Origin of the sequence: Rhizobium anhuiense, from assembly GCF_003985145.1 — a bacterium.
Taxonomy (GTDB): Bacteria; Pseudomonadota; Alphaproteobacteria; order Rhizobiales; family Rhizobiaceae; genus Rhizobium; species Rhizobium anhuiense.
In genome coordinates, this window is sequence record NZ_ML133525.1 from 136,107 (window position 1) to 158,609 (window position 22,503).

Consider the following 22,503-nt stretch of genomic DNA (forward strand, 5'->3'; position numbering starts at 1 on the left):
TCAGCCTTCATTCAAGGGGTAGGCCAATGCTGCACCATGCTTCTCTCGGCGTTTCCGATATTGAACGGTCGGCGGCATTTTAAGATACCACGCTGGCCGCGCTCGGTTACGTCAGGGTCTGGGACGATATCCGGCCGGGGCAAACGGGGCAGGCAATCGGCTATGGCCTTGCCGGCGGCGGGGACAAACTGGCGATCAAGCATCGCCCGGATGGCCAGCGTCCAGCCGGCCCGGGTTTTCATCTGGCCTTTGCCGCCCCGAACCGCCAGGCGGTCGATCGGTTTCATGCGGCGGCCATAGCGCATGGCGGCGGTGACAATGGCCGGCCCGGCCTGCGGCCCCATTACGGTGAGCACTATTACGCGGCGTTCGTCACGGATCCCGACGGACATGCTCTCGAAGCTGTGTTCAATTCGGCCGAGTAGCAAAAGCAGTTTTGCTTAGACGTCCTCGGGACGGTCCTTCGGGTCGAATTGGATGATGGTGATCCATTTTGCCGTCAGCGCCGGCTTCTTCTCGTTTTCAATCTCGATCGAGACGTCATAGGTGGTCATCAGCATGCCGGCGCCGCGGAAGCGGGCCTCGGAGAGCAGGAAGCGGCCGCGGACGCGGGCGCCGCTCTTCACCGGCGTCATGAAGCGGACGCGCTCGAAGCCGTAGTTGATGCCCATGGTCTGCTCGCGCACTTTCGGCAGGCAGTTGTAGTTCATCGTCGACAGCAGAGACAGTGTCAGGAAGCCGTGGGCGATGGTACCACCGAAGGGGCTCTCGGCTGCCGCGCGTGCAAGATCAACGTGAATGAACTGATGATCGTCGGTCGCCGCCGCGAAGGCGTCGATCATCGACTGGTCGACCGTGATCCAATCCGATAGGCCCGTTTCCATGCCGATCAATCCCCGCACGTCGGAGAGTGAAATTTCCGTGACCATAAATTCCTCGTGAAACAAGCCGTCGCGGCAAAGCCTTATCGCGCATTTGTGACGATTGCGACAAGGATTTGCGCAAGCGAAGGCAGGCGGTCAATTTTCTACGAAAAAGGCGACGGAGCGCGGCTCGACGGCTGCACTCTTGCCGGCTTTCTGCGCTCCTTCAGGCGTCAACTGGCGCCAGCCCGGTTCGCCCCGGGAAGGGAGCGTGAAAAATTGGCGGCTCCCCGAGCGGTTGAAAAGCACGGCAAGCCGGGTCTGCCTGCCGCCGGCGGAGCGGTCCTCGGTCGACAGAAGCATGCCGAGGGTGGAAAGCGACGGCGTCTCCCATTCGGCAACGGTCATCGGCTCGCCGGAGAGCGAAATCCATTCGACGTCGCCATTTCCTGACAGGAAACCCGTTTCGGAGAAGACGGTGAAGCGGCGGCGCAGTTCCGCAACGAAGGCGGTGTGGGCGATGAGATTCCCGTCCAACGCGTTCCAGTCCAGCCAGGTGATCTCGTTGTCCTGGCAATAGGCGTTGTTGTTGCCGTGCTGGCTGCGGCCGCCCTCGTCGCCTGCCGTCAGCATAATGCTGCCGCGGGTGGCAAAGAGGGTTGATATCAGCGCCATCACGTCGTCACGGCGACGCTTGCGGATGGTGGGATAGAGGGTTTCCCCCTCGACGCCGTTGTTCCAGGAGTGGTTTTCGTTGTGGCCGTCGCGATTGTGTTCGCCGTTGGCATCGTTATGCTTTCCGGCGTAGGAGACGAGATCGATCAGCGTGAAGCCGTCATGGGCGGCGAGGAAGTTGACGCTGCGCGTTTGCCTGCCGTCGTTGCGGGAGAAGATGTCGGAGGAGCCGGCGAGTGCGGTTGCCAGCGCGCCGGTCTTCCAATCGTCGCCGCGCCAGTAACAGCGCAGGTCGTCGCGGACCCGGTCGTTCCATTCCAGGAAGGACGCCGGGAAATTGCCGAGCTGATAGCCGCCCGGGCCGATATCCCAAGGTTCGGCGATCATGATCCGGTCGGCAAGCACATCGTCGGCGAGGATCGCGGCAAGCGTTCCGCCGTCGCGCTCGAAGCCCGTTGCGGTGCGGCCGAGCACGGGGGCGAGATCGAAGCGAAAACCGTCGACGCCGGCGTTGAGCACGAAATGGCGCAGGCTGTCGATGACGAGGCGGCGGACCTCGAGATGATCGCAGGCAAGCGTGTTGCCAGTGCCTGTGTCGTTGATGAGCTCGCCCGGCCAATTCTGGGCGTGGCGATAATAATGCAGATTGTCGAGGCCGCGCAGCGACAGCGTCGCGCCGTAACGGTCGCTCTCGCCGGTATGGTTGAAGACGAGGTCGAGGATGACGGCGATGCCTTCGGCATGGAGGGCCGCGACCGTCTCGCGCAGCTCCGTCATGCCGCCGGGGACAAGCCGCGGATCGAGCGCCATGAAGGCGACGGGATTGTAGCCCCAGCCGTTGGTGAGGCCGAGCGGCGGCAGGTGGCGCTCGTCGATCCAGGCGGTGATCGGCATCAGTTCGACGGCGTCGACACCGATCCGCTTCAGGTGTGCGATGACGGAGGGATGAGCAAGGGCTGCAACCGTGCCGCGCTCTGCCTCCGGCACGTCGGGATGGAGAATGGTGAAGGGCCGCACCGCCACCTCATAGATAAAGCCGCCCGGATTGAAGAGCGGCTTGCTGACCAAGGCGGGTATATCGGCAGTGACGATCGCCTTCGGCATCAGATCCTGGCTGTCTTCGCCATAGATGCCGAGACGGGGATCGTAGCGGAACGGCCTGTCGATCTCCTTGGCATAGGGATCGAGCAACAGTTTGGAGGGGTCATACCAGAGACCGTTATCGGGCGCGTAGATACCATCGGCGCGATAACCATAGCGCGCGCCGGCCTTCAGCCCGTCGACAAAGAGACGATGGATGTGATTGCTGTCGCGCGCCATCGGCAGGCGCGCGAATTCCCTGTTGCCGTCATCTTCGAAGAGGCAGAGTTCGATCTGTGCGGCATCATGCGACCACACCGCAAATTCGACGCCGGTCTCGAAAACGATCGCGCCGGCTTGCGCCGCACTGCTTCCCCGCATGTTCCCCCCGGATCAGGTGATCACGGTTGGCGCGTCGCGTCCCGTGCGTTCCCGAATGCTGGCAATGCTTTCGGCGGCCGCGATCAGATCGGCGAGCGCTTCCTGCGTTTCGATGTTGTGGCGAGTCGAATCCGGCTCGTAACGCTCGATATAGACACGCAAGGTTGCGCCAGACGTGCCAGTGCCGGACAGGCGGAAGACGACGCGGGAGCCGCCCTCGAAGAGCACGCGGATACCCTGATGTTCGCTGACCGATTTGTCGATCGGATCGTGATAGGCGAAGTCGTCTGCCTTCTCGACCTTCAGGCTGCCGAAGCTCTTGCCGGCCAGGGTGGAAAGCTGGCTGCGGAGATTGTCGACCAAGCCGTTTGCCGCATCGGTGTCGAGGCCTTCATAGTCATGGCGCGAATAATAGTTGCGGCCGTAGGTCTGCCAGTGCTGGGTGACGATATCGGCGACACTCTCGCCGCGCACGGCAAGAATGTTCAGCCACAGCAGCACGGCCCAGAGGCCATCCTTTTCGCGGACATGATTGGAGCCGGTACCGGAGCTTTCCTCACCGCAGATCGTCGCCATGCCGGCATCGAGCAGGTTGCCGAAGAATTTCCAGCCGGTTGGCGTCTCGTACATACCGATGCCGCGCTTTTCGGCGACGCGGTCGGCAGCACCCGATGTCGGCATCGAGCGGGCGATGCCGGCGAGGCCGCCGGAATAGCCGGGGGCGAGATTGGCGTTGGCGGCAAGGATCGCCAGGCTGTCGGACGGCGTGACGAAGATGCCGCGGCCGATGATCAGATTGCGGTCGCCGTCGCCGTCGGAAGCGGCGCCGAAATCGGGCGCATCATCGCCCATCATCTCGTCGAAGAGTTCCTTGCAGTGAACCGGGTTCGGGTCGGGATGATGGCCGCCGAAATCCGGCAGCGGCATGAAGTTGCGCACGGAGCCCGACGGAGCGCCGAGACGATTTTCGAAGATTTCCTTGGCATAGGGGCCGGTGACGGCGCTCATCCCATCGAAGGCAATGCGGAAGCCGAGGCTGATCAGGTTGCGGATGGCGCCGAAATCGAACAGCTCTTCCATCAGCGCGGCATAGTCCTCGACCGGGTCGATGACCGAGAGGATCGTGCCGCCGGGAAGCTCGTCCTTGCCGATGCGGTCGAGATTGACGTCGGCGAAATCGGCGATCTTGTAGCTGTCGATCGTCTTGGAACGCGCATAGATCGCGTCGGTGATCTTTTCCGGCGCCGGACCGCCATTGTTGATGTTGTATTTGATGCCGAAGTCTTCGGTCGGGCCGCCGGGATTGTGGCTGGCGGAGAGGATGATGCCGCCGAAAGCCTTGTATTTGCGGATGATGTGGGAGGCGGCCGGCGTCGACAGGATGCCGCCCTTGCCGACCATGACCTTGCCGAAGCCATTGGCAGCGGCCATCTTGACGGCCTTCTGGATGACTTCGCGATTGTAGTAGCGTCCGTCGCCGCCGATGACGAGGCACTTGCCCTGATAGCCTTCCAGCGAATCGAAGATCGACTGGATGAAGTTCTCCGCATAATTCGGTTGCTGGAAGACTGGAACCTTCTTGCGCAGGCCAGACGTGCCGGGTTTCTGGTCCAGATAGGGCGTGGTGGGTACGGACTTGATCATTTTAGGTCACATGCCTTTCGAGACGAGGCTTGAATAGAGGGCAGCGTAGCGTTCGGCGCTCTTCTCCCAGGAGACATCCGATTTCATGCCCTGCTTTTGCAATTGGGTCCAGAGTTTTCGGTCCTGGTAAAAATGCATCGCACGGCGGATTGCCTGTAGCATGCCTGTTTCTGTCACGGGGGCAAATTGTATGCCGGTTGCGACTTTCGCTGCAAGTGCGGCGTGATTGGCGTCGATCACCGTGTCATTCAATCCGCCGGTGCGGGCGACGATCGGCACGCAGCCGTAACGCAGTCCGTAAAGCTGGGTCAGGCCGCAGGGTTCGAAGCGCGAGGGGATGATGATCGCATCGCAGCCGGCCTGCATTAGGTGCGACATTGGCTCGTTATAACCGATCGAGACGCCGATGCGGCCGGGATGGCGGCTGGCGGAGGCGAGCAGCGCGCCTTCAAGCGCCGCTTCACCGGAGCCGAGCACGACGAGCTTGCCGCCCATGGCGACGATCTCATCGGCGACGTTGGCGACGATATCCATGCCCTTCTGCCAAGTGAGACGGCTGATGACGCAGAAGATCGGGGCGTCGTCATTGTCGAGATGGAAGAATTCGGCGATCGAGCGACGGTTCTCCTCGCGGTTCTTGAGCGTTGCCGGGCCGTAATGGGTGTGGACGACGGGATCGGTCGCCGGGTTCCAGACATCGGTGTCGATGCCGTTGACGATGCCGTACAGATTGTCGATGCGGCTGGCGATGACGCCCTCGAGCCCCATGCCGAATTCCGAGGTCAGGATCTCATCGGCATAGGTCGGGCTGACCGTCGTGATCGCATGAGCGGTCTTGAGGCCGCCCTTGAGGAAGCCGACAGTGCCGTAATATTCGATGCTTTCGGTGGCGAAGGCATGGGCGGGCAGGCGCAGGCCGGGAAAGATCTCGGAACCGAACTGGCCCTGGAAGGCGATATTGTGGATGGTCAGCACGCTCGGCAGTTCCGGCGTCGGGTAATAGCGCATATAGACCGACGTCAGCGCCGCCTGCCAGTCGTGGGTGTGGACGAGATCCGGCCGCCAGCCGGGCATCAGGCCGGCGGCAATCTCGGAGGCGGCAAGCGACAGAGCGGCAAACCGGCGCCAGTTGTCCGGATAGTCCTTGCCGAGCGGATCGAGATAGGGGCCGCCCGGCCTGTCGTAATAGGCCGGCGCATCGAGGATGAGCAGATCGAGGCCTTCGTGTTCAACCTCGAGCACCGTCGCCCGCTCGCCGAGCAGGTCGGCGAATTCGAGCCTGGCGACCGGGTTGCGAATGACCTTCATGACGGCGGGATAGCCGGGCAGAAGGGTCTTGGTCTCGACCCCGAAGGCTTTGAGAGTAATCGGCAGGGCGCCTGACACATCGGCCAGGCCCCCTGTCTTGATCAAAGGGAAGACTTCGGACGAAACCGAAAGAACTTTCATAAGTCAGATATCCAGCTTGTCGATCATCGGTTGCGTGATCAGGCAGATGCCGCTTTCCGTCCGCCGGAAACGCTTGGCGTCGAGCTCGGGATCCTCGCCGACGACCAAGCCTTCCGGAATGACGACACCATGGTCGATCACCACATTCTTGAGCTGCGCGCGCCGTCCGATCTTCACGTTCGGCAGGATGACGGCGCCTTCCATCTTGGAGAAGGAGTTGGCCCTGACACCGGTGAAGAGCAGGCTGTTGTTCAGGCTGGCGCCGGAGATGATGCAGTCGCCCGACACGACGGAGGAGGTGGCCGAGCCGCGGCGATCCTCGTCGTCATGGACGAATTTCGCCGGCGGGGTGATCTCGGCATAGGTCCAGATCGGCCAGGACTTGTCGTAGATGTCGAGCTCCGGAACGATCGCCGTCAGGTCGATATTGGCCTGCCAATAGGCGTCGATCGTGCCGACGTCGCGCCAGTAAGGCTCGTGCTCGAAATCGGACCGGACGCAGGACTTGGCGAAGCGGTGGGCGACCGCCTTACCGTTCTTGACGATATAGGGGATGATGTCCTTGCCGAAGTCGCGGCTCGAGTTCGGATCGGCGGCGTCGCGGCGCAGCGCATCGAGCAGGAACTTGGTGTGGAAGACGTAGATGCCCATCGAGGCGAGGGCGAAATCCGGCTTGTCGGGAATGGGCGGCGGATCGGCCGGCTTCTCGACGAAGGCGATGATCTCGTCCTTCGCGTTGACGTGCATGACACCGAAGCCGGTCGCTTCCATGCGCGGCACTTCCAGGCAGCCGATGGTGACGTCGGCGCCGGAATCGACGTGCTGCTGCAGCATCCATTCATAGTCCATCTTGTAGACGTGGTCGCCGGCAAGCACCACCATGTATTCGACGCCGTAATCCTGGATGATGTCGATGTTCTGATAGACGGCGTCGGCGGTGCCCTCGTACCATTGCGTCTCGGAGACGCGCTGGCTGGCGGGCAGGATGTCGAAGCTCTCGTTGCGCTCGGGGCGGAAGAAGTTCCAGCCACGCTGCATGTGGCGGATCAGCGAATGCGCCTTGTATTGCGTGGCGACGCCGATGCGGCGGATACCGGAATTCAGGGCGTTCGACAGGGCGAAATCGATGATGCGAGCCTTGCCGCCGAAATAGACGGCCGGCTTGGCACGCCGGTCGGTGAGTTCCTTGAGACGGCTTCCCCTACCGCCCGCCAGAACATAAGCCATTGCATCGCGGGCAAGTGGCTGAACGCGTTTTTCTACCATTTTCTCCTCCCACCAGTCACTAATTTTCAGGTTCAAGCATGATTGTCGCCAAGGGCGGCAAGGTGATCGAGCAGGTGATGTTGCCGCCGGCATCGACGGCCTGCACGCGCCCGCCATTGCCCTTGCCGCTGCCGCCATAGATGTCGGCATCGGTGTTCAGGATTTCCCGCCAGCGGCCTGCGGACGGCAGGCGGATCGAGTAGTTCTCGCGGTAGACAGGGGTGAAATTGGTGATGACGGCGACCGGCTTCTGGCCCGGCGCCTTGCGCAGCCAGGCAAAGACGGAATTCTGATGGTCGTCGGCGACCAGCCATTCGAAGCCTTCGCCTTCGCAGTCACGCTCATGCAGAGCCGGCTTGCTGCGATAGGTGAAATTGAGGTCGCGCACCAGGCGCCGCATGCCCTCGTGCATACGATACTGAAGGAGGTTCCAGTCGAGCGACCTCTCCTCGCTCCACTCGCTCCACTGGGCGAATTCCTGGCCCATGAACAGGAGCTTCTTGCCGGGATAGCCCCACATATAGGCGTAGTAGGCGCGCAGATTGGCGAATTTCTGCCAGTCGTCGCCCGGCATCTTGGCGATCAGCGAACCTTTTCCATGGACGACCTCGTCATGCGAGAGCGGCAGGACGAAATTTTCCGAATAGGCGTAGAGCAGGCCGAAGGTCAGCTCGTTGTGATGGTGCCCGCGGTAGATGGGATCGCGGCTCATGTAGCTCAGCGTGTCATGCATGAAGCCCATGTTCCACTTGAAGCCGAAGCCCAGGCCGCCTTCATGTACGGGCTGCGAGACCTTCGGCCAGGAGGTCGATTCCTCGGCGATGGTCATGACGTTGGGATGCTGGCCGTAGATGCGGATGTTGAGATCCTGCAGAAAGCGGACCGCCTCGAGGTTCTCGTTGCCGCCATATTCGTTGGGGATCCATTCGCCGTGTTTGCGCGAATAATCGAGATAGAGCATCGAGGCGACGGCATCGACGCGCAGGCCGTCGAGATGGAATTTCTCGGCCCAGTAAAGCGCATTGTTGACGAGATAGGAAACGACCTCGGTGCGGCCGAAATTGTAGATCGCCGTGCTCCAGTCGGGATGGAAGCCCTTGCGCGGGTCTTCGTGCTCGTAGAGTGCGGTACCGTCGAACCAGCCGAGGCCGTGTTCGTCGGTCGGGAAATGCGCCGGCACCCAGTCGAGGATGACGCCGATGCCGACCTTGTGGCAGCCGTTGACGAAACGGGCGAAACCTTCCGGTTCGCCGAAACGAGCGGTCGGCGCGTAGAGGCCGGTCGTCTGGTAACCCCAGGAGGGGTCATAGGGGTGCTCGGTGATCGGCAGGAACTCGATATGGGTGAAGCCCATATCGGCGCAATAGGGGATGAGGCTGGAGGCGAGCTCGTCCCAGGACAGCATCGTGCCGTCCTGCCGGCGCTGCCAGGAGGCGGCATGCACCTCGTAGATCGAGATCGGCTGGCGGCGCTTGTCGGTCTCGCGCCAGTGCTTCAGATGGGCTTCGTCTTCCCACTCCTGCTCCAGCTCGGCGGCGGTGATGGAGGCGGTTTTCGGCCGGAGCTCGCTGCGGCGAGCGAAGGGATCGGCCTTCAGCGGCAGCAATACGCCGTCCTGGCCGCGGATCTCGAACTTGTAGGCAACGCCGATCGGGACGTCGGGGGCGAATATTTCCCAGATGCCGCTATCGGAACGGAAGCGCATGACGTGGCGACGGCCGTCCCAATTGTTGAAATCACCGACGACGGAGACGCGCTGCGCATTCGGGGCCCAGACGGCGAAATGGATACCCTGGGCGCCATCATGCTTGATGAGATGGGCGCCCATCTTGTCGAACAGGCGCAGGTGCGAGCCCTGGCGGGCAAAATAATCGTCCATCGGCCCGAGCACCGGACCGAAACTGTAAGGATCGGTGACAGCCCATTCGGCATCGCCGCGCCGGGCGCGATAGCGCACCGGCTGGAGCTTGGTCAGGGAAACCGGGCCGGCGAAGACGCCGTCGGCATGGAGCTGTTTCAACTCGCCGATGACGCTGCCATCGAGCGTCATGGCGGTCACTTCCTCGGCGCCCGGGATGAAACACCGGGCGACGAAAACGTCGCCGGCCTGGTGCACACCGAGGACGGCAAAGGGATTGGAATGCGAGCCGGCAAGGATCGCCGCGATTTCATCTGCCGAAATTTCCCAGGAAAGCTTTACTTCAGGGACGGTTTTCGGCGTTTTCATCCGGCTCTCCAGATTTCGTCTGCATATTGCCTGATCGTACGGTCGGAAGAAAACCAGCCCATCCGCGCCGTATTGTTGATCGTCTTTGTGTACCAGGCGGACTGGTTGGTCCAGATCTGGTCGACTTCGCGCTGTGCCTGGGCATAGGCGTCGAAATCGGCGGCGACCATGAACCAGTCGTGCGAATAGATGCCGTCGATCAGTGCGGTGTAGCGATTGCGGTCATCAGGCGAGAAGACGCCGGAGCCGATGGCGGCGAGCGCCTGGGCGAGCTCGCGCGACCCCTCGATGATGGCGCGGGGATTGTGGCCATCACTGCGGACCTTCGACACCTCGTCGGCCTTGAGGCCGAAGATGACGATGTTGTCCTCGCCGACATTGTCGCGCATCTCGACATTGGCGCCATCGAGCGTGCCGATCGTCAGTGCGCCGTTGAGGCCGAACTTCATGTTGCCGGTGCCGGATGCTTCCATGCCGGCGGTCGAAATCTGCTCGGACAGGTCGGCGGCCGGAACCATGACTTCGGCGAGCGAAACATTGTAGTTCGGTACGAAGACGACCTTCAGGAGGCCGCGGACCGACGGGTCGTTGTTGATCGTGCGGGCGACGTCGTTGATCAGCTTGATGATCAGCTTGGCATTGTAATAACTCGGCGCTGCCTTGCCGGCGAAGAGTTTTACACGCGGCACCCAATCCAGCTCCGGATGCGAGCGGATCTGGTCGTAGAGCGCGACGGCCTCGATGATGTTCAGCAGCTGGCGCTTGTATTCGTGGATGCGCTTGATCTGGATGTCGAACATCGCCGAGGGATCAAGCTTCACGCCCATGCGGCTGGCAACGAGATTGGAGAGCGCTACCTTGTTGGCCCGCTTCACCGCGGCGAACTTCTGCTGGAAGGTCGGGTCGGAGGCGAACTTGTCGAGCGGCGTCAGCTTCTCGGCATCGTCAAGGAATTCGTCGCCGATCGCCTCGCGAATCAGGCTGGTGAGACCCGGATTGCACTGCTGCAGCCAGCGGCGCGGCGTGATGCCGTTGGTCTTGTTGTTGATACGGTCGGGATAGAGCTTGTGCAGGTCGGCAAAGACCGTGACCTTCATCAGGTCGGTGTGCAGGGCCGAGACGCCGTTGATCGAATGCGAGCCGACGAAAGCGAGGTTGCCCATGCGCACGCGGCGGTCGCCGCTTTCATCGATCAGCGAGATCGAGCGGATTTCCCCATCGGTGAAATTCTTGCCCTTGCGCGCGTCGATCAGGATCTTGGCATTGATCGCATAGATGATCTGCATGTGGCGCGGCAGCAGACGCTCGAACAGCGGCACCGACCAACTTTCCAGCGCTTCGGGCAGAAGTGTGTGGTTGGTGTAGGAGAAGGTATGGCGGGTGATTTCCCAGGCCTGGTCGAAATCCATTCCGTGGACGTCACAGAGCAGGCGCATGAGTTCGGCGACCGAGACGGCGGGATGGGTGTCGTTCAGCTGGATTGCCACCTTGTCCGGCAGCGAGGTGAAATCGTCATATTGCTGCAGATGGCGGCGCAGGATGTCCTGCAGCGAGGCCGACGAGAAGAAGAATTCCTGGCGCAGGCGCAGTTCCTGACCGGCCGGGGTGGCGTCGGCGGGATAGAGAACCCGGGTCAGGCTTTCGGCCTTGTTGCTTTCACGCAGCGCTCCGATGTGGTCGCCGGCGTTGAAGGCATCGAGCAGGATCGGATCGATCGGCTGCGCCGACCAGAGGCGCAGCGTGTTGACGCGCTTGCCGCGCCAGCCGACGGCCGGCGTGTCGAAGGCGGCGGCGATGACGCGCTCGGCGGGTTTCCAGACGTAGCGCGGCTGGTCGTCATGGGTGGTGATGAATTCGACGGCGCCGCCGAAGCCGATTTCATAGGAGCTTTCGCGGCGCTCGAACTCCCAGGGATTGCCGTGGGCGAGCCAGTTTTCCGGCAGTTCCACCTGCCAGCCGTCGGCCATCTGCTGGCGAAACAGGCCGTGGACATAGCGGATGCCGTAACCATAGGCGGGCACGTCGACGGTTGCCATGCTTTCCATGAAACAGGCCGCCAGACGACCGAGGCCGCCGTTGCCGAGTGCGGCATCCGGCTCCAGCCCGGCGATGACGTTGACGTCGACGCCGAGCGAGGCGAGGGCATCGCGCACCTCCTCCATCAGGCCGAGGTTCGAGACGGCGTCGCGCATCAGGCGGCCGATCAGGAATTCGAGGGAGAGATAATAGACGCGCTTGGCGCCGGTCGCATAAACCTCGCGGGTGGAGGCCATCCACCGATCGATGATGCGGTCGCGGACCACCAGGATCGTCGCCGTCAGCCAGTCATGCGGCTTTGCCACCTTGGCGTCCTTGCCGATGCGGTAGGTCAGGCGTTCGATGATTTCTTCGGCGAGAATTTCCGGCCTTGAACTGCGGGGAGCGGGAGAGGGGATAACCGGCTTGGAAACGGTATTCATGGTCAGATCTCGCCAATTTTAATTTGGTTTCAGGATGTTATGCCTGATTTAATCGATTTGTCGCCTGTGCTCCGACAGTTTATGCATCGTTAGGAAGCACTTGCAACAAAGGATTTGGACAAACGAAAAATTTGCGAAACCTTCATATTCACGGGGCTTGAGGGTATTGATTTCAATCGCTTTTCCCGATCAGATGGGTTGGACGAGAATAACGAAAAGCCGCGCCGGTTTGTTCCGGAGCGGCTTTTCCTTTGCCCTTTTTCGTAGCGGTATGCTCAGTTCGTCAGACGTGTCAGCTGAGCGGAGGCTTTCGCACCGATCGCCTGAAAGGCCGCAAGGAGGTCTTCCATTTTTTCAGCCTGGAAATAATGGGAGTCGTCGGAGGCGCAATAATGCAACAGCGCCTGTCCGCCTGCGGGTGCCATAAAGGCAATCGTATAGATTTCGATGCCTTTAGATTTCGCGTCGTCGCATGTCTTCTTCGTCGCGGTGTCGTAGGAACGGCCGCCGCCGCTATCATTGTTATTGTCGCCGTCCGTCATAAAGACGATGTACTTCTTGGGCACTTGCCCGGTCTTCTGCCGGTGGGCGGCGTCTTCGGCGTCATTGCCCGCGGCGTTCTTGGCGGTGAGAGACGTGTAAGCCGTGTTCACTGCGCCGCTGGAATTCGTGCCACCTCCCGACTGAAGCGCGTTGACATAGCTCGTGACAGCGGCAGTTCCCCAGGCGAGGCTGCTGGCGGGGTATTCAACAATATCATAGGATACCGCGCCTGTGCGGACATATTCGGCATTGGGATCCGCGCTATCGAGCTGACCAAAGAGTTTGTCGGCGGCGAGCTTCAGCGCTTCTATCTTTGTGTAATAACGCGTACGCGTGCCGGTGCAGGTGTCGTAAATTGTCTTACCGTTTTTGTTGGGGTGAGGGTTGCATTTGTAGGTGTATGATTCCGTCGTGAGGGTCGCGGTATCCTCTCCCATCGACCCCGACTTATCGAGTGCGAGGAACATAGAGATCGAGCCCTGGGTCTGTGAGTGACCACCGACCGTCGTGCCTGACGTCGAGAGATGCTGCGTGCTGAAGCCGACCGCCTGCATCAGCGGGTTGACCGTGAGGTCGTAACTCGGTGAAACCGTCACCTGATAGGATGTCGACTTGCCCGATGTCGTCGTCAGGACACTGACGCTCGTCGTGTTCTTGATATCGGTGCCGCTCTGCAGGTAATTCGCCATTTGCCCGGCAACGAAATTCTGCGCAAAGGCCTCGGCCTGCGACGTTTGGATCGTGCCGTTTGCCAGGGCGGTGGCGGTCGCGAGCGCCGCCGAATCAGCGGCCTCCTGCAACTGCTGCTTCGAGAGCAGCATATCGCCCACCTGGATCGCCATGCCGGCTGCTCCGAAAAGGACGGGCAGCAGGATAGCCGTCATCATACCGAAATTACCGCCACGGTCGCTCAACATGCGACGCAGGCAGGGATGCAAAAAGGAGGTGCTCATCATGTTCACCCAACTGGAAACCCTGTGAGGTGATATTAGGCACGTCTCTCCTTTCCGCGGTCCTTACGGCGTCAATAGAATTTTAACGAATCGGCGGATTTTTCCAGTTTTGGGATTATTTCAGCGGGATGACGTCGACCGCCTGGACAGCGCGCTGGCCGCCATAGCTTTTTAGCACGCCGATGACGGGAACGACGTCGGAATAGTCCCGGCCATAGGCGACGACGATGTGGTCCATGCCGGCGGGGATGTTGTTGGTCGGGTCGAGTTCGATCCAGCCGATCGTCTCGCCGCACCAGATCCGCACCCAGGCATGCATGGCGTCGGCCCCTTCCAGCCGCTCCTTGCCGGGCGGCGGGATGGTGCGCAGGAAGCCGGAGACGTAGCCGGCCGGAATGCCGAGGCTTCGAAGCGCCAGGATCATGATGTGGGTGAAATCCTGGCAGACGCCGCGCTTCAATCGGAACGCCTCGAGCGGCGTCGTGTCCACCGTCGTCGCATCGGGATCGTAGGTGAAATCCTTGTTGATGCGAGCGCAGAGCGCATGGGCGATCTGCATCGCCGTCAGCGTCGGCAGGGCACAGCCTCGCGCATAGTCGCTGATCTCGCGTGCCTGGGTGAGGCGCGGGCTGTCGCCAAGGAAGTGGTGCGGCGAATCCGGTGCCAACGACCAGATGCCTGATATCTCCTCCGGCAGGTCGGCAAGCAGCGGCGAGAAATCGGCGGCGATCGGCTGGCTTTCCACCTGCACGCGGGCCTGCATGCGAATGTCGAGTGTTTCGTGCGGCGCACGCAGCATGAAGGAGGTGGCGGGATGATGGAAGAAATCGACGAAATGCGCCTGCTCATCCGGCGTCGGCGAGACGGTGATCGAGCCGGCGACCAGGCGCTGGCGGTTCGCCAGCGACAGCGGCATCAGCCGCATGACGTGGCGGGCGCCGGAGGCCGGCACGTCGTAGCTGTAACCCATGCGGAGAGTGAGATCGTAGAGCATTGACGTCACCCGAGATAGGTCTGGGCGAGCAGATCGGAAAGCTGCTCCAGTTCGCGTTCGAGCCGCTGATAGACCTCGACGCCCATGCCCTCCGGGGTCATCACCGCCAGGCCGGAATGGAGCCGCATCGCTTCGCGGTAGAAGGGTGACATCTGGCCGTTGATCAGGGCATTCGGCAGTTGCTCGACCTCGTGGTGGATCTCGTTCACCTGGAAGAGGACCGAGCGGGGGTTGAGGGGGTCGAGCGCCAAGAGATCGGTGACGGTCAGCCGCGCCGTGTTGACGTTGTAGCGGCGGCGGTGAGTCATGACGCTGTCGCCGATCTCGAGCAGCATGTCGAGCGCGCCGTCCGGCGCTTCCGGGCCGGACATGTGGCCAAGCAGGCGCGTCATGTGCAGGCCGCGCTCGATATAACGGCCGAGCGAAAGGAAGCGCCAGCCGGTGAAGCGGTACATGTTCTCGTGGACGAGGCCGGCGAAGCCCGCAAGCTTGCGCAGAAGGATCGTCATCGCATGGCTGGCGTCATCGCCGGCAGAGACGGTGACGTGAAAGCGGCGGGCGGTCTTGGCGAGATCGTTGAGCGCCAGCCAGCCGTCCGGAGAGAAACGGTCGCGGATGTTGCTTGCCGAATAAACGGCGCTGTCGATGTTGCGCAGGAGCGTTTCCGGCACGGGTTCGGCGGTATCGATATCGACGGCCGTCAGATATTCGGAGACATCGGCAAGCAGCGGCTGGCTTGGATCGGCCGCTTCGGCGAAACGTGCATGCCAGGCGCGCAGGATGCGCAGCGCCCCTTCGGCGCGTTCGATGTAGCGGCCGAGCCAGAACAGATTGTCGGCTGCCCGGCTCGGCAGGCTGCCCGGCATGTTGCGGGTGAAGCTGCCCTCGGCCGGCAGTAGCGTGTGGCGCTCGACCGGCTTGTCGCTGACGATCCAGACGTCGGCGGCCGCGCCGCCCGACTGCATGGCGATCGCCGCGACATCGGCTCCGGAGCCGATACGGGCAAAACCGCCGGGCATGATCTGCCAACCGTTTGCCGTGCGGGCGGCGAAAACGCGCAGCGACATCGGCCGCGGCACGAGCTTGCCGTCCACCCAGGCGGGCGTCGTCGAAAGCGTGACGACTTCCTGGCCGACCAGTTTCGGGCCGTCCGAACTCAGCCAGTCGGTGATGGAATCCTTGGCCGTCGCACGCAGCGACGAGCCGAGCACGGATTCGCCGTTGTCGTCGAAGAAGGGTGCCCGGGAATAGGCTGGGCCGATCACCATCTTCTCGATGTTTTTTGCGACGTGCTCGCGCTCTTCCTTCTGACCGCACCACCAGGTGGCGATCGAAGGGAGGTGCAGATCCTCGCCCAGCAGGCGGCGACAGATGGTCGGCATGAAGGCCAGCAGCGCCCGGGTTTCGAGAACCCCGGTGCCGAGCGCATTGACGATGGTGACGCTTTCGGCGCGCAGCGCTTCCACGAGGCCGGGCGTGCCGATATGCGAATTCTGGTTCAGCTCAAGCGGGTCGGCAAAGGCCGAATCGAGACGACGCCAGAGCACGCCGATCGGCTTCAGGCCGGCGACGGTGCGCACCATGACGCGGCCCTTGACGACGGTGAGGTCCTCGCCCTCGAGCAGCATGAAGCCGAGGTAGCGGGCGATGTAGGCGTGCTCGTAATAGGTCTCGTTGGCGGGGCCGGGCGTCAGCACGGCGATGCGGTCGTCGCCCGAATGTTTCATGCCCTGCAGCGCGTCGCGGAAGGCGCCGAAGAAGGAGGCGAGGCGGTGAACCGGAGTTTCGGCGTAGATATCCGAGAAGGCCCGGGTCGTCGCAACGCGGCTTTCCAGCGCGAAGCCGGCGCCTGACGGCGCCTGCGTCCTGTCGGCCAGCACCCACCAGTTGCCGTCAGGTCCGCGGCCGATCTCGAAGGCGCAGAAATGCAGATAGTGGCCGGAACCCGGCCGGATGCCGGCGAGCGGGCGCTGGAATTCGGGATTGGCGGCGATCAGCGCCGGTGGCAGGACGCCTTCCTCCACCAGCCGGTTGTCGCCGTAGATATCGGCAACGATCGCCTCCAGCAGGTCGGCGCGCTGGACGAGGCCCGCCGACAGCGTCTGCCATTCGCGCTCATCGATCAGCACGGGGATGTGCGAAATCGGCCAGGCGCGTTCGCCGGTGCCCTTGCTGCCATAGGCGCGGTAGAAGACGCCGGCATCGCGCAGGTAGCGGTCGGCGCGGGCGAAGCGCTCGGCGAGATCCTTTTCCGGCATTGCGCTCAGATGCGAGAGGAAACGCTGCCAGACGGGGCGGACTACGCCTTTGTTGTCGACCATCTCGTCAGCGGTACCAGGAAGCGGCGCATAGTCGAAGGCCGCATCCTTGATGCGGTCCTCTGCCTCTCCCCTGCGTTCCACTGCCGGCCTCTTACCCATCAAAACCCAAGCCCTAAACCCCCGGCCCTCACCTCAGCCTTAAATTCCGGCGGGCCGCCGCAGATCCAGCGTCAGCGGGAATTCAAGCGAACCCGTCTCGGCACGCGGGATATAGCCGCCCGCCGTATGTCCCCACGGCTCGAAGCGGGCGAGCCGCCTTGCTTCCGCCTCGTTGCCGTTGACCGGGAAGGTGTCATAGGTCCGGCCGCCCGGATGGGCAACATGATAGATGCAGCCACCGATCGAACGCTTCGACCATGTATCATAAATGTCAAAAGTCAAAGGTGTGTTGATCGGCAGGACGGGATGCAGGCCGGAGGCCGGCTGCCACGCCTTGTAACGGACGCCGGCGACCGACACGCCCGACGTGCCGGTCGGTGTCAGCGGCAGGGTGCGGCCATTGCAGGTGACGGTATAGCGCGCCGTATTGCTGGTTTCGAGCCGCACCTGAAGGCGTTCGACAGAGCTGTCGACGTAGCGCACGGTGCCGCCCGGCGCGCCTTCCTCACCCATGACGTGCCAGGGCTCCAGCGCCTGGCGCAGTTCCAGCTTCGAGCCCTCATATTCGACTTCGCCGCAGAAGGGGAAGCGGAATTCAAGCTGGGCCTTGAACCATTCCGGGCTGACGTCGAAGCCGTTTTCGCGAAGGTCGGCGAGCACGTCGAGGAAATCGGTCCAGACGAAATGCGGCAGCATGAAACGGTCGTGCAGGGTCGTGCCCCAGCGGACGAATTTGCCGTCGACGGGATTGACCCAGAAGCGGGCGATCAGTGCGCGCACCAGCAGTTGCTGGGCAAGCGACATGCGGGCGTTCGGCGGCATCTCGAAGCCGCGGAACTCGATGAGGCCGAGCCGTCCGGTCGGGCCGTCGGGCGAGAACAGCTTGTCGATGCAGATCTCGGCGCGATGGGTGTTGCCGGTGACGTCGGTTAACAGGTTGCGGAACAGGCGATCGACGAGCCAGGGCAACGGCTGCTGGCCGCGGCCGGGGGCAGCGATCTGCGCCATGGCGATCTCCAGCTCGTAGAGGCCGTCGTGACGGGCCTCGTCGATGCGCGGCGCCTGGCTGGTCGGGCCGATGAACATGCCGGAGAAGAGGTAGGAGAGCGAGGGATGGCGCTGCCAGTGGAGGACGACGCTCTTCAAGAGATCGGGACGGCGCAGGAAGGGACTGTTGTTCGGATTGGCGCTGCCGACGACGACGTGGTTGCCGCCGCCGGTGCCGGTATGGCGGCCGTCGATCATGAACTTGTCGGCGCCGAGCCGGGTGGCGCGCGCCTCTTCATAGATCGCCGTGGTGATATCGACGCATTCCTTCCAGTTCGAGGCCGGATGGATGTTGACCTCGATGACGCCGGGATCCGGGGCGACGCGGATGACGTTGATGCGCTCATCCTGCGGCGGCGGATAACCTTCGATATGGACGGGAAGCTTGAGTTCGGCGGCGGCGTTTTCGGCCGCGGCAATCAGCTCGAGATAATCCTCGATGCGTTCGACCGGCGGCATGAAGACGCAGAGCCTGCCGTCGCGCGGCTCGACCGACATGGCGGTGCGCACGGCGCCGCCAATTTCACCGAGCGTCTGTTCGATCCGGCCGCGATTGCTCTCGTCGGCGTGGAAGGAGGCTTCCGGCATGGCTCGGCCGGCCGGTACGAAAACATCAGGCAGCGGTTCGCGCGGGATGGTCGGATCGGCAGGGTGGATATAGGGATAACGCGCCGGGGGAACATAGGGCAGCGTGCCGAGCGGCAGGCGGTAACCGATCGGGCTGTCGCCTGGAACGAGGAAGATCTTGCCACGGCGGGTGCGCCATTTCTCGCTGATCCAGACGCGTGTTTCGGCCGCCTTGGCGTTCCATGCCTGAACCGGAAGGAGGTAACCTGTGGGGACGGTGAGGCCACGGGCGAAGACGCGCGCGATGCGGTTGCGCTCCTCGGGATCTTTCAGTTTCGAATTCGCGGGATCGACGTTTTCGGGAAGATTACCTTCCTTGATGATCCAGTCGGCAGTATCCTCATAGGCCGGCTGCACCATGTCAGGCTTGATCGCCAGTTCCTTGGCGATCGCCGTCAGAAGCTTCTCGGCATCCTCGGCCGCAACACCAGTATCCTTGCCTTCGGCGGCCACCAGATCGAGGTTCTGCCAGATCGGCTTGCCGTCGCGGCGCCAGTAGAGCGAGAAGGTCCAGCGCGGCAGGCTTTCGCCCGGATACCATTTGCCCTGGCCGTAATGCAGGAAGCCGCCGGGGGCAAAGCGTTCGTGCAGCCGGCGGATCAGGCTGTCGGCCTTTTCGCGCTTGGTCGGGCCGACGGCGGCGGTGTTCCATTCCTCGGACTGGAAATCGTCGATCGAAACGAAGGTCGGCTCGCCGCCCATCGTCAGATGCACGTCCTCGGCTTCGAGGACGCGATCGACCTTCTCGCCGAGTTCGTTGAGTTCGTCCCAGCTTTCATCGGAGAAGGGCTTGGTGATGCGCGGATGTTCGGCAACGCGCGAGACCTTCATGTCGAAGGCGAATTCGGTTTCGGCCTCGCCGAAATAACCACCGGAGATAGGAGCGGCGTTGCGGTAATGCGGCGTGGCGGCAAGCGGGATATGGCTTTCGCCGGTCAAGAGGCCGGAGGTCGGATCGAGGCCGACCCAGCCTGCGCCGGGCAGATAGACTTCCGCCCAGGCATGCAGGTCGGTGAAATCGACTTCGGTGCCGGAGGGCCCGTCGAGCGCCTTCAGGTCCGGTGTCAGCTGAATGAGGTAACCGGAAACGAAGCGGGCGGCCAGGCCGAGATGGCGAAGGATCTGAACGAGCAGCCAGCTGGTGTCGCGGCAGGAGCCTTTGGCGCTTTCCAGCGTCTCCTCCGGCGTCTGCACGCCGGTTTCCATGCGGATGACATAGCCGATCTGCCGCTGCAGACGGGCATTCAGGCCGACGATCATATCGACCGTCGGCTGACCGGGCGACCAGTCGAGCGTCGGCAGCAGCGCCTTCAGGCGCGGGCCGGCCGGCTCCGGCGTCATGTAGATCGACAGATCCTCCTGGATCGTTTCCGGATATCCGAAGGGCCACTTGGTCGCCTCTTCCTCGACGAAGAAGTCGAAGGGATTATAAACCGTCATGTCGGCGACGAGATCGACCTCGATCTTGAACTCCGTCACCGGATCCGGAAAGACGTAGCGGGCAAGGTAATTGCCGTAGGGATCCTGCTGCAGGTTGACGAAATGGTTGGAGGGCGTGATCTTCAGCGAGTGGCTGAGCACTCGTGTCTTCGAATGCGAGGCAGGTTTCAGCCGGATGATCTGTGGGCCGAGGCGGACCGGCTTGTCATAGGTGTAATGCGTCAGATGATAGATGCTGGCTTTGATCGACATATTTCTCTTTTTTTCCGGCTCGCATCGTCGTGCGGCTTGCTGTTCCCGAAAATCAGTGTGTGCAATGCAGCGAAAGAAAGCAAGGTGGAAAGGTCAAACGAGCCGAAGGCTTTTACGCTGCCTTGGCGAAGGTGACGGCCGCCTTCAGGCCCTTGCCGTCCGTACCCGGCTCCAGCGTCAGGTCGGCATTGAAAAGATTGGCGATTTCTTCGACGATCGGCAGGCCGAGGCCGGCGCCGGGCGCGCCGGAATCATGGCCGCGCGAAAAACGCTGGCGTACCGCCTCCAGCTTCTCGCGCGGAATGCCGGGGCCATTATCCTCGACTTCGAGGCGGATCGTCTCTGACGCAGCGATAATGCGGACGGTGACCTCAGCCCCGTTGCCGGCATAGGCGATGGCATTGCCGGCGAGGTTGCGCAGCATTTCGCCGATCAGCAGCGGCTCGGCGCGGATCATCGCCGGGCTCTCGCCCTCGAAGCCGAGATCGATGCCGGCGACGGCCGCCGTCGGGATCTGCTCGCCGGTGATTTCCTGGGCGATTGCGGCAAGATCGATGGCGGAGGCGGTCAGCGCTTCCTTGGCTGTGGCGGCGTCGATCTTGGCCATCAGGAGCAACTGAGCGAGGATGCGCTCGGCATGCGCCACCGCCTGATCGCCCTTCAGCGCCGCCGCCTGCGCCTCATCCAGCGAGCCGGCGCGGGCGGAAAGAGCAAGCTGGGTGCGGATGATCGCCAGCGGTGTGCGCAGCTGATGGCTGGCATTGCCGGTGAAATGGCGCAGCGCATCGAGCGCCGATTGCAGGCGGACCATGAAGGAATTGACCGTATCGACCAGCGGCTCGACCTCGCTTGGCACAGTCTGCTTGATTGGATGCAGGTCATCGGGGCTGCGTTCGCCGATGGCGTCGCCGAGCTTATAGAGCGGGCGGAGCGCCACCGTCACCGAAATCCAGACGATGACGGCCGCGCCCGCAATCATGAAGGCGAGGCGCAATGCCGAGCGGACGAGGATTGCCCGCGCCAGCTGGCGGCGGGCGATGGTGGTTTCGGCGACCGTTACCACGAAGGGCACGGAGCGGATGCCCGTCGAGGCTGAGCGTTCGAGTGTGGCGACACGGATCGGCTCGCCGCGGAAGGTGTCGTCGGCGAAGGCGGCAGCATTGGGCGGCGTCTTCTTCAGGACCGGCAACGACTGGTAGCCAGTGATGAATTGGCCCGGCGGGCCGTCGACGCGATAGAAGACGCGATCCTGCGCGGCAGAGGTCAGCATTTCAAGCGCGACATAGGGGATATCGACCTGCAGCGTGCCGTCCTCGGCGACGACGACGCGTTCGGCGATCGCCAGCGCCGAACCGGCGAGCACGCGGTCGGAGACGATGTTCGAGGTCTGGACCGCCTCGCGATAGGTATCGGCAAGCGCCAGCGTGCCGATCACGGCGGTGGAGACGAGCAGCCAGAAGAGCAGCCGGCGCCGGAGGGAATAGGCGGCTTTCATGAGGCCTCGGGCAGCTTGTCGAGATAATAGCCGATGCCGCGGGCAGTCTTGACGGTCAGGCCGTGCGGCGAGAGACGCTTTCTCAAGCGGCTGACATATTGCTCGATGGCGTTTGCGGAAATGTCGTCGTCGAAGGCCGTCAGCGACTGGATGATCGCTTCCTTGGCGACGACCTTGCCGGCCCGCATGAAGAGGATTTCGAGCAGGCCGAGCTCGCGGGCGGGAATATCGAGGGGTGCGGCGCCTGATGAAAAGGTGCGGGAATTGAGATCGAAAGAAATGCCGCCGAAACCGACGGTCGCCGAACGCAGCCCCGCCTGGCGGCGCAGCAATACCCGCACACGCGCCTCGAATTCGGCGATGTCGAAGGGTTTGATCAGGTAATCGTCAGCGCCGAGGTCGAGGCCCTTCACCCTTTCTTCCGGCGTGCCGCGCGCCGTCAGGATGAGGACGGCAGCCTGGTTCTGGCGGGCGCGCATGGCACGCAGCACGTCGAGCCCGTCCATCTCGGGCAGGTTGAGGTCGAGAATCACCAGATCGAAATTTTCCGCAGCAATGACCGCATTGGCGGATGCGCCGTCATGGACGACATCGACGGCGTGGCCCGTGCCGCGCAAGATCGCCGACAGGCCGTCGGCCAGCGCGATATTGTCTTCGGTGAGCAGGATGCGCACGAATGTCCCCCTGT

Annotated in this window: 13 protein-coding genes and 1 pseudogene; 1 reads left to right on the plus strand and 13 read right to left on the minus strand. The window is 62.7% G+C overall.

Annotation, left to right across the window (positions count from 1 at the left end; genetic code table 11):
* Nucleotides 1-26: 26 nt before the first annotated feature.
* Nucleotides 27-425, plus strand: a pseudogene (locus EEQ99_RS15925) (VOC family protein).
* 15 nt (nucleotides 426-440) lie between these two features.
* Here EEQ99_RS15925 and EEQ99_RS15930 read toward each other — a convergent pair.
* The 13 genes from EEQ99_RS15930 to EEQ99_RS15990 form a co-directional block, all read right to left on the minus strand.
* Nucleotides 441-929, minus strand: coding sequence for a MaoC family dehydratase (locus EEQ99_RS15930; protein ID WP_127430733.1), 489 nt, complete (start codon nucleotides 927-929; stop codon nucleotides 441-443).
* Between the two features lie 90 nt (nucleotides 930-1,019).
* Nucleotides 1,020-2,999, minus strand: coding sequence for a glycogen debranching protein GlgX (glgX, locus tag EEQ99_RS15935; protein WP_127430734.1), 1,980 nt, complete (start codon nucleotides 2,997-2,999; stop codon nucleotides 1,020-1,022).
* 12 nt (nucleotides 3,000-3,011) lie between these two features.
* Complete coding sequence (locus tag EEQ99_RS15940; RefSeq protein ID WP_028756866.1) at nucleotides 3,012-4,643, minus strand: alpha-D-glucose phosphate-specific phosphoglucomutase; 1,632 nt, start codon at nucleotides 4,641-4,643, stop codon at nucleotides 3,012-3,014.
* A 6-nt stretch (nucleotides 4,644-4,649) separates the two neighbouring features.
* Entirely contained in the window at nucleotides 4,650-6,092 is a 1,443-nt protein-coding gene (gene glgA / locus EEQ99_RS15945) for a glycogen synthase GlgA (RefSeq protein WP_127430735.1), read from the minus strand.
* A 3-nt stretch (nucleotides 6,093-6,095) separates the two neighbouring features.
* Nucleotides 6,096-7,358: a glucose-1-phosphate adenylyltransferase gene (gene glgC, locus EEQ99_RS15950; RefSeq protein WP_028756864.1), complete on the minus strand. Its 1,263-nt coding sequence runs from the start codon at nucleotides 7,356-7,358 to the stop codon at nucleotides 6,096-6,098.
* A 19-nt stretch (nucleotides 7,359-7,377) separates the two neighbouring features.
* Nucleotides 7,378-9,585, minus strand: a complete 2,208-nt coding sequence (gene glgB / locus EEQ99_RS15955) for a 1,4-alpha-glucan branching protein GlgB (RefSeq protein ID WP_127430736.1) — start codon at nucleotides 9,583-9,585, stop codon at nucleotides 7,378-7,380.
* Nucleotides 9,582-12,044: a glycogen/starch/alpha-glucan phosphorylase gene (locus EEQ99_RS15960; protein ID WP_063475320.1), complete on the minus strand. Its 2,463-nt coding sequence runs from the start codon at nucleotides 12,042-12,044 to the stop codon at nucleotides 9,582-9,584. The genes glgB and EEQ99_RS15960 overlap by 4 nt, the downstream gene beginning before the upstream one ends.
* A 275-nt stretch (nucleotides 12,045-12,319) precedes the next feature.
* Nucleotides 12,320-13,540 (minus strand): TadE/TadG family type IV pilus assembly protein, encoded by a 1,221-nt coding sequence (locus EEQ99_RS15965; protein ID WP_127430737.1) that lies wholly within the window; start codon nucleotides 13,538-13,540, stop codon nucleotides 12,320-12,322.
* A 115-nt stretch (nucleotides 13,541-13,655) separates the two neighbouring features.
* The gene (locus EEQ99_RS15970) at nucleotides 13,656-14,534 is read right to left on the minus strand and encodes a transglutaminase family protein (protein ID WP_047616613.1); all 879 of its coding nucleotides are present in this window, start codon (nucleotides 14,532-14,534) and stop codon (nucleotides 13,656-13,658) included.
* A 5-nt stretch (nucleotides 14,535-14,539) separates the two neighbouring features.
* Entirely contained in the window at nucleotides 14,540-16,954 is a 2,415-nt protein-coding gene (locus EEQ99_RS15975) for a circularly permuted type 2 ATP-grasp protein (protein WP_047616384.1), read from the minus strand.
* A 39-nt stretch (nucleotides 16,955-16,993) separates the two neighbouring features.
* Nucleotides 16,994-20,320 carry a transglutaminase family protein gene (locus EEQ99_RS15980; RefSeq protein ID WP_127430738.1) on the minus strand — a complete coding sequence of 1,109 codons (3,327 nt, stop codon included), beginning with the start codon at nucleotides 20,318-20,320 and terminating at the stop codon, nucleotides 16,994-16,996.
* A 112-nt stretch (nucleotides 20,321-20,432) separates the two neighbouring features.
* Nucleotides 20,433-21,815, minus strand: a complete 1,383-nt coding sequence (locus EEQ99_RS15985; protein WP_063475324.1) for a sensor histidine kinase — start codon at nucleotides 21,813-21,815, stop codon at nucleotides 20,433-20,435.
* Entirely contained in the window at nucleotides 21,812-22,489 is a 678-nt protein-coding gene (locus EEQ99_RS15990) for a response regulator (protein ID WP_025570656.1), read from the minus strand. Before EEQ99_RS15990 ends, EEQ99_RS15985 begins: the two co-directional genes overlap by 4 nt.
* Between the last annotated feature and the right edge of the window lie 14 nt (nucleotides 22,490-22,503).

Excerpts from the sequence above, each read along its gene's own strand:
- EEQ99_RS15980 (WP_127430738.1), bottom strand. The coding sequence starts at position 20,320 with ATGTCGATCAAAGCCAGCATCTATCATCTGACGCATTACACCTATGAC.
- EEQ99_RS15985 (WP_063475324.1), bottom strand. The coding sequence starts at position 21,815 with ATGAAAGCCGCCTATTCCCTCCGGCGCCGGCTGCTCTTCTGGCTGCTC.
- EEQ99_RS15970 (WP_047616613.1), bottom strand. The coding sequence starts at position 14,534 with ATGCTCTACGATCTCACTCTCCGCATGGGTTACAGCTACGACGTGCCG.
- EEQ99_RS15940 (WP_028756866.1), bottom strand. The coding sequence starts at position 4,643 with ATGATCAAGTCCGTACCCACCACGCCCTATCTGGACCAGAAACCCGGC.
- EEQ99_RS15930 (WP_127430733.1), bottom strand. The coding sequence starts at position 929 with ATGGTCACGGAAATTTCACTCTCCGACGTGCGGGGATTGATCGGCATG.
- glgX (WP_127430734.1), bottom strand. The coding sequence starts at position 2,999 with ATGCGGGGAAGCAGTGCGGCGCAAGCCGGCGCGATCGTTTTCGAGACC.
- glgB (WP_127430736.1), bottom strand. The coding sequence starts at position 9,585 with ATGAAAACGCCGAAAACCGTCCCTGAAGTAAAGCTTTCCTGGGAAATT.
- glgC (WP_028756864.1), bottom strand. The coding sequence starts at position 7,358 with ATGGTAGAAAAACGCGTTCAGCCACTTGCCCGCGATGCAATGGCTTAT.
- EEQ99_RS15975 (WP_047616384.1), bottom strand. The coding sequence starts at position 16,954 with ATGGGTAAGAGGCCGGCAGTGGAACGCAGGGGAGAGGCAGAGGACCGC.
- glgA (WP_127430735.1), bottom strand. The coding sequence starts at position 6,092 with ATGAAAGTTCTTTCGGTTTCGTCCGAAGTCTTCCCTTTGATCAAGACA.
- EEQ99_RS15960 (WP_063475320.1), bottom strand. The coding sequence starts at position 12,044 with ATGAATACCGTTTCCAAGCCGGTTATCCCCTCTCCCGCTCCCCGCAGT.
- EEQ99_RS15965 (WP_127430737.1), bottom strand. The coding sequence starts at position 13,540 with ATGAGCACCTCCTTTTTGCATCCCTGCCTGCGTCGCATGTTGAGCGAC.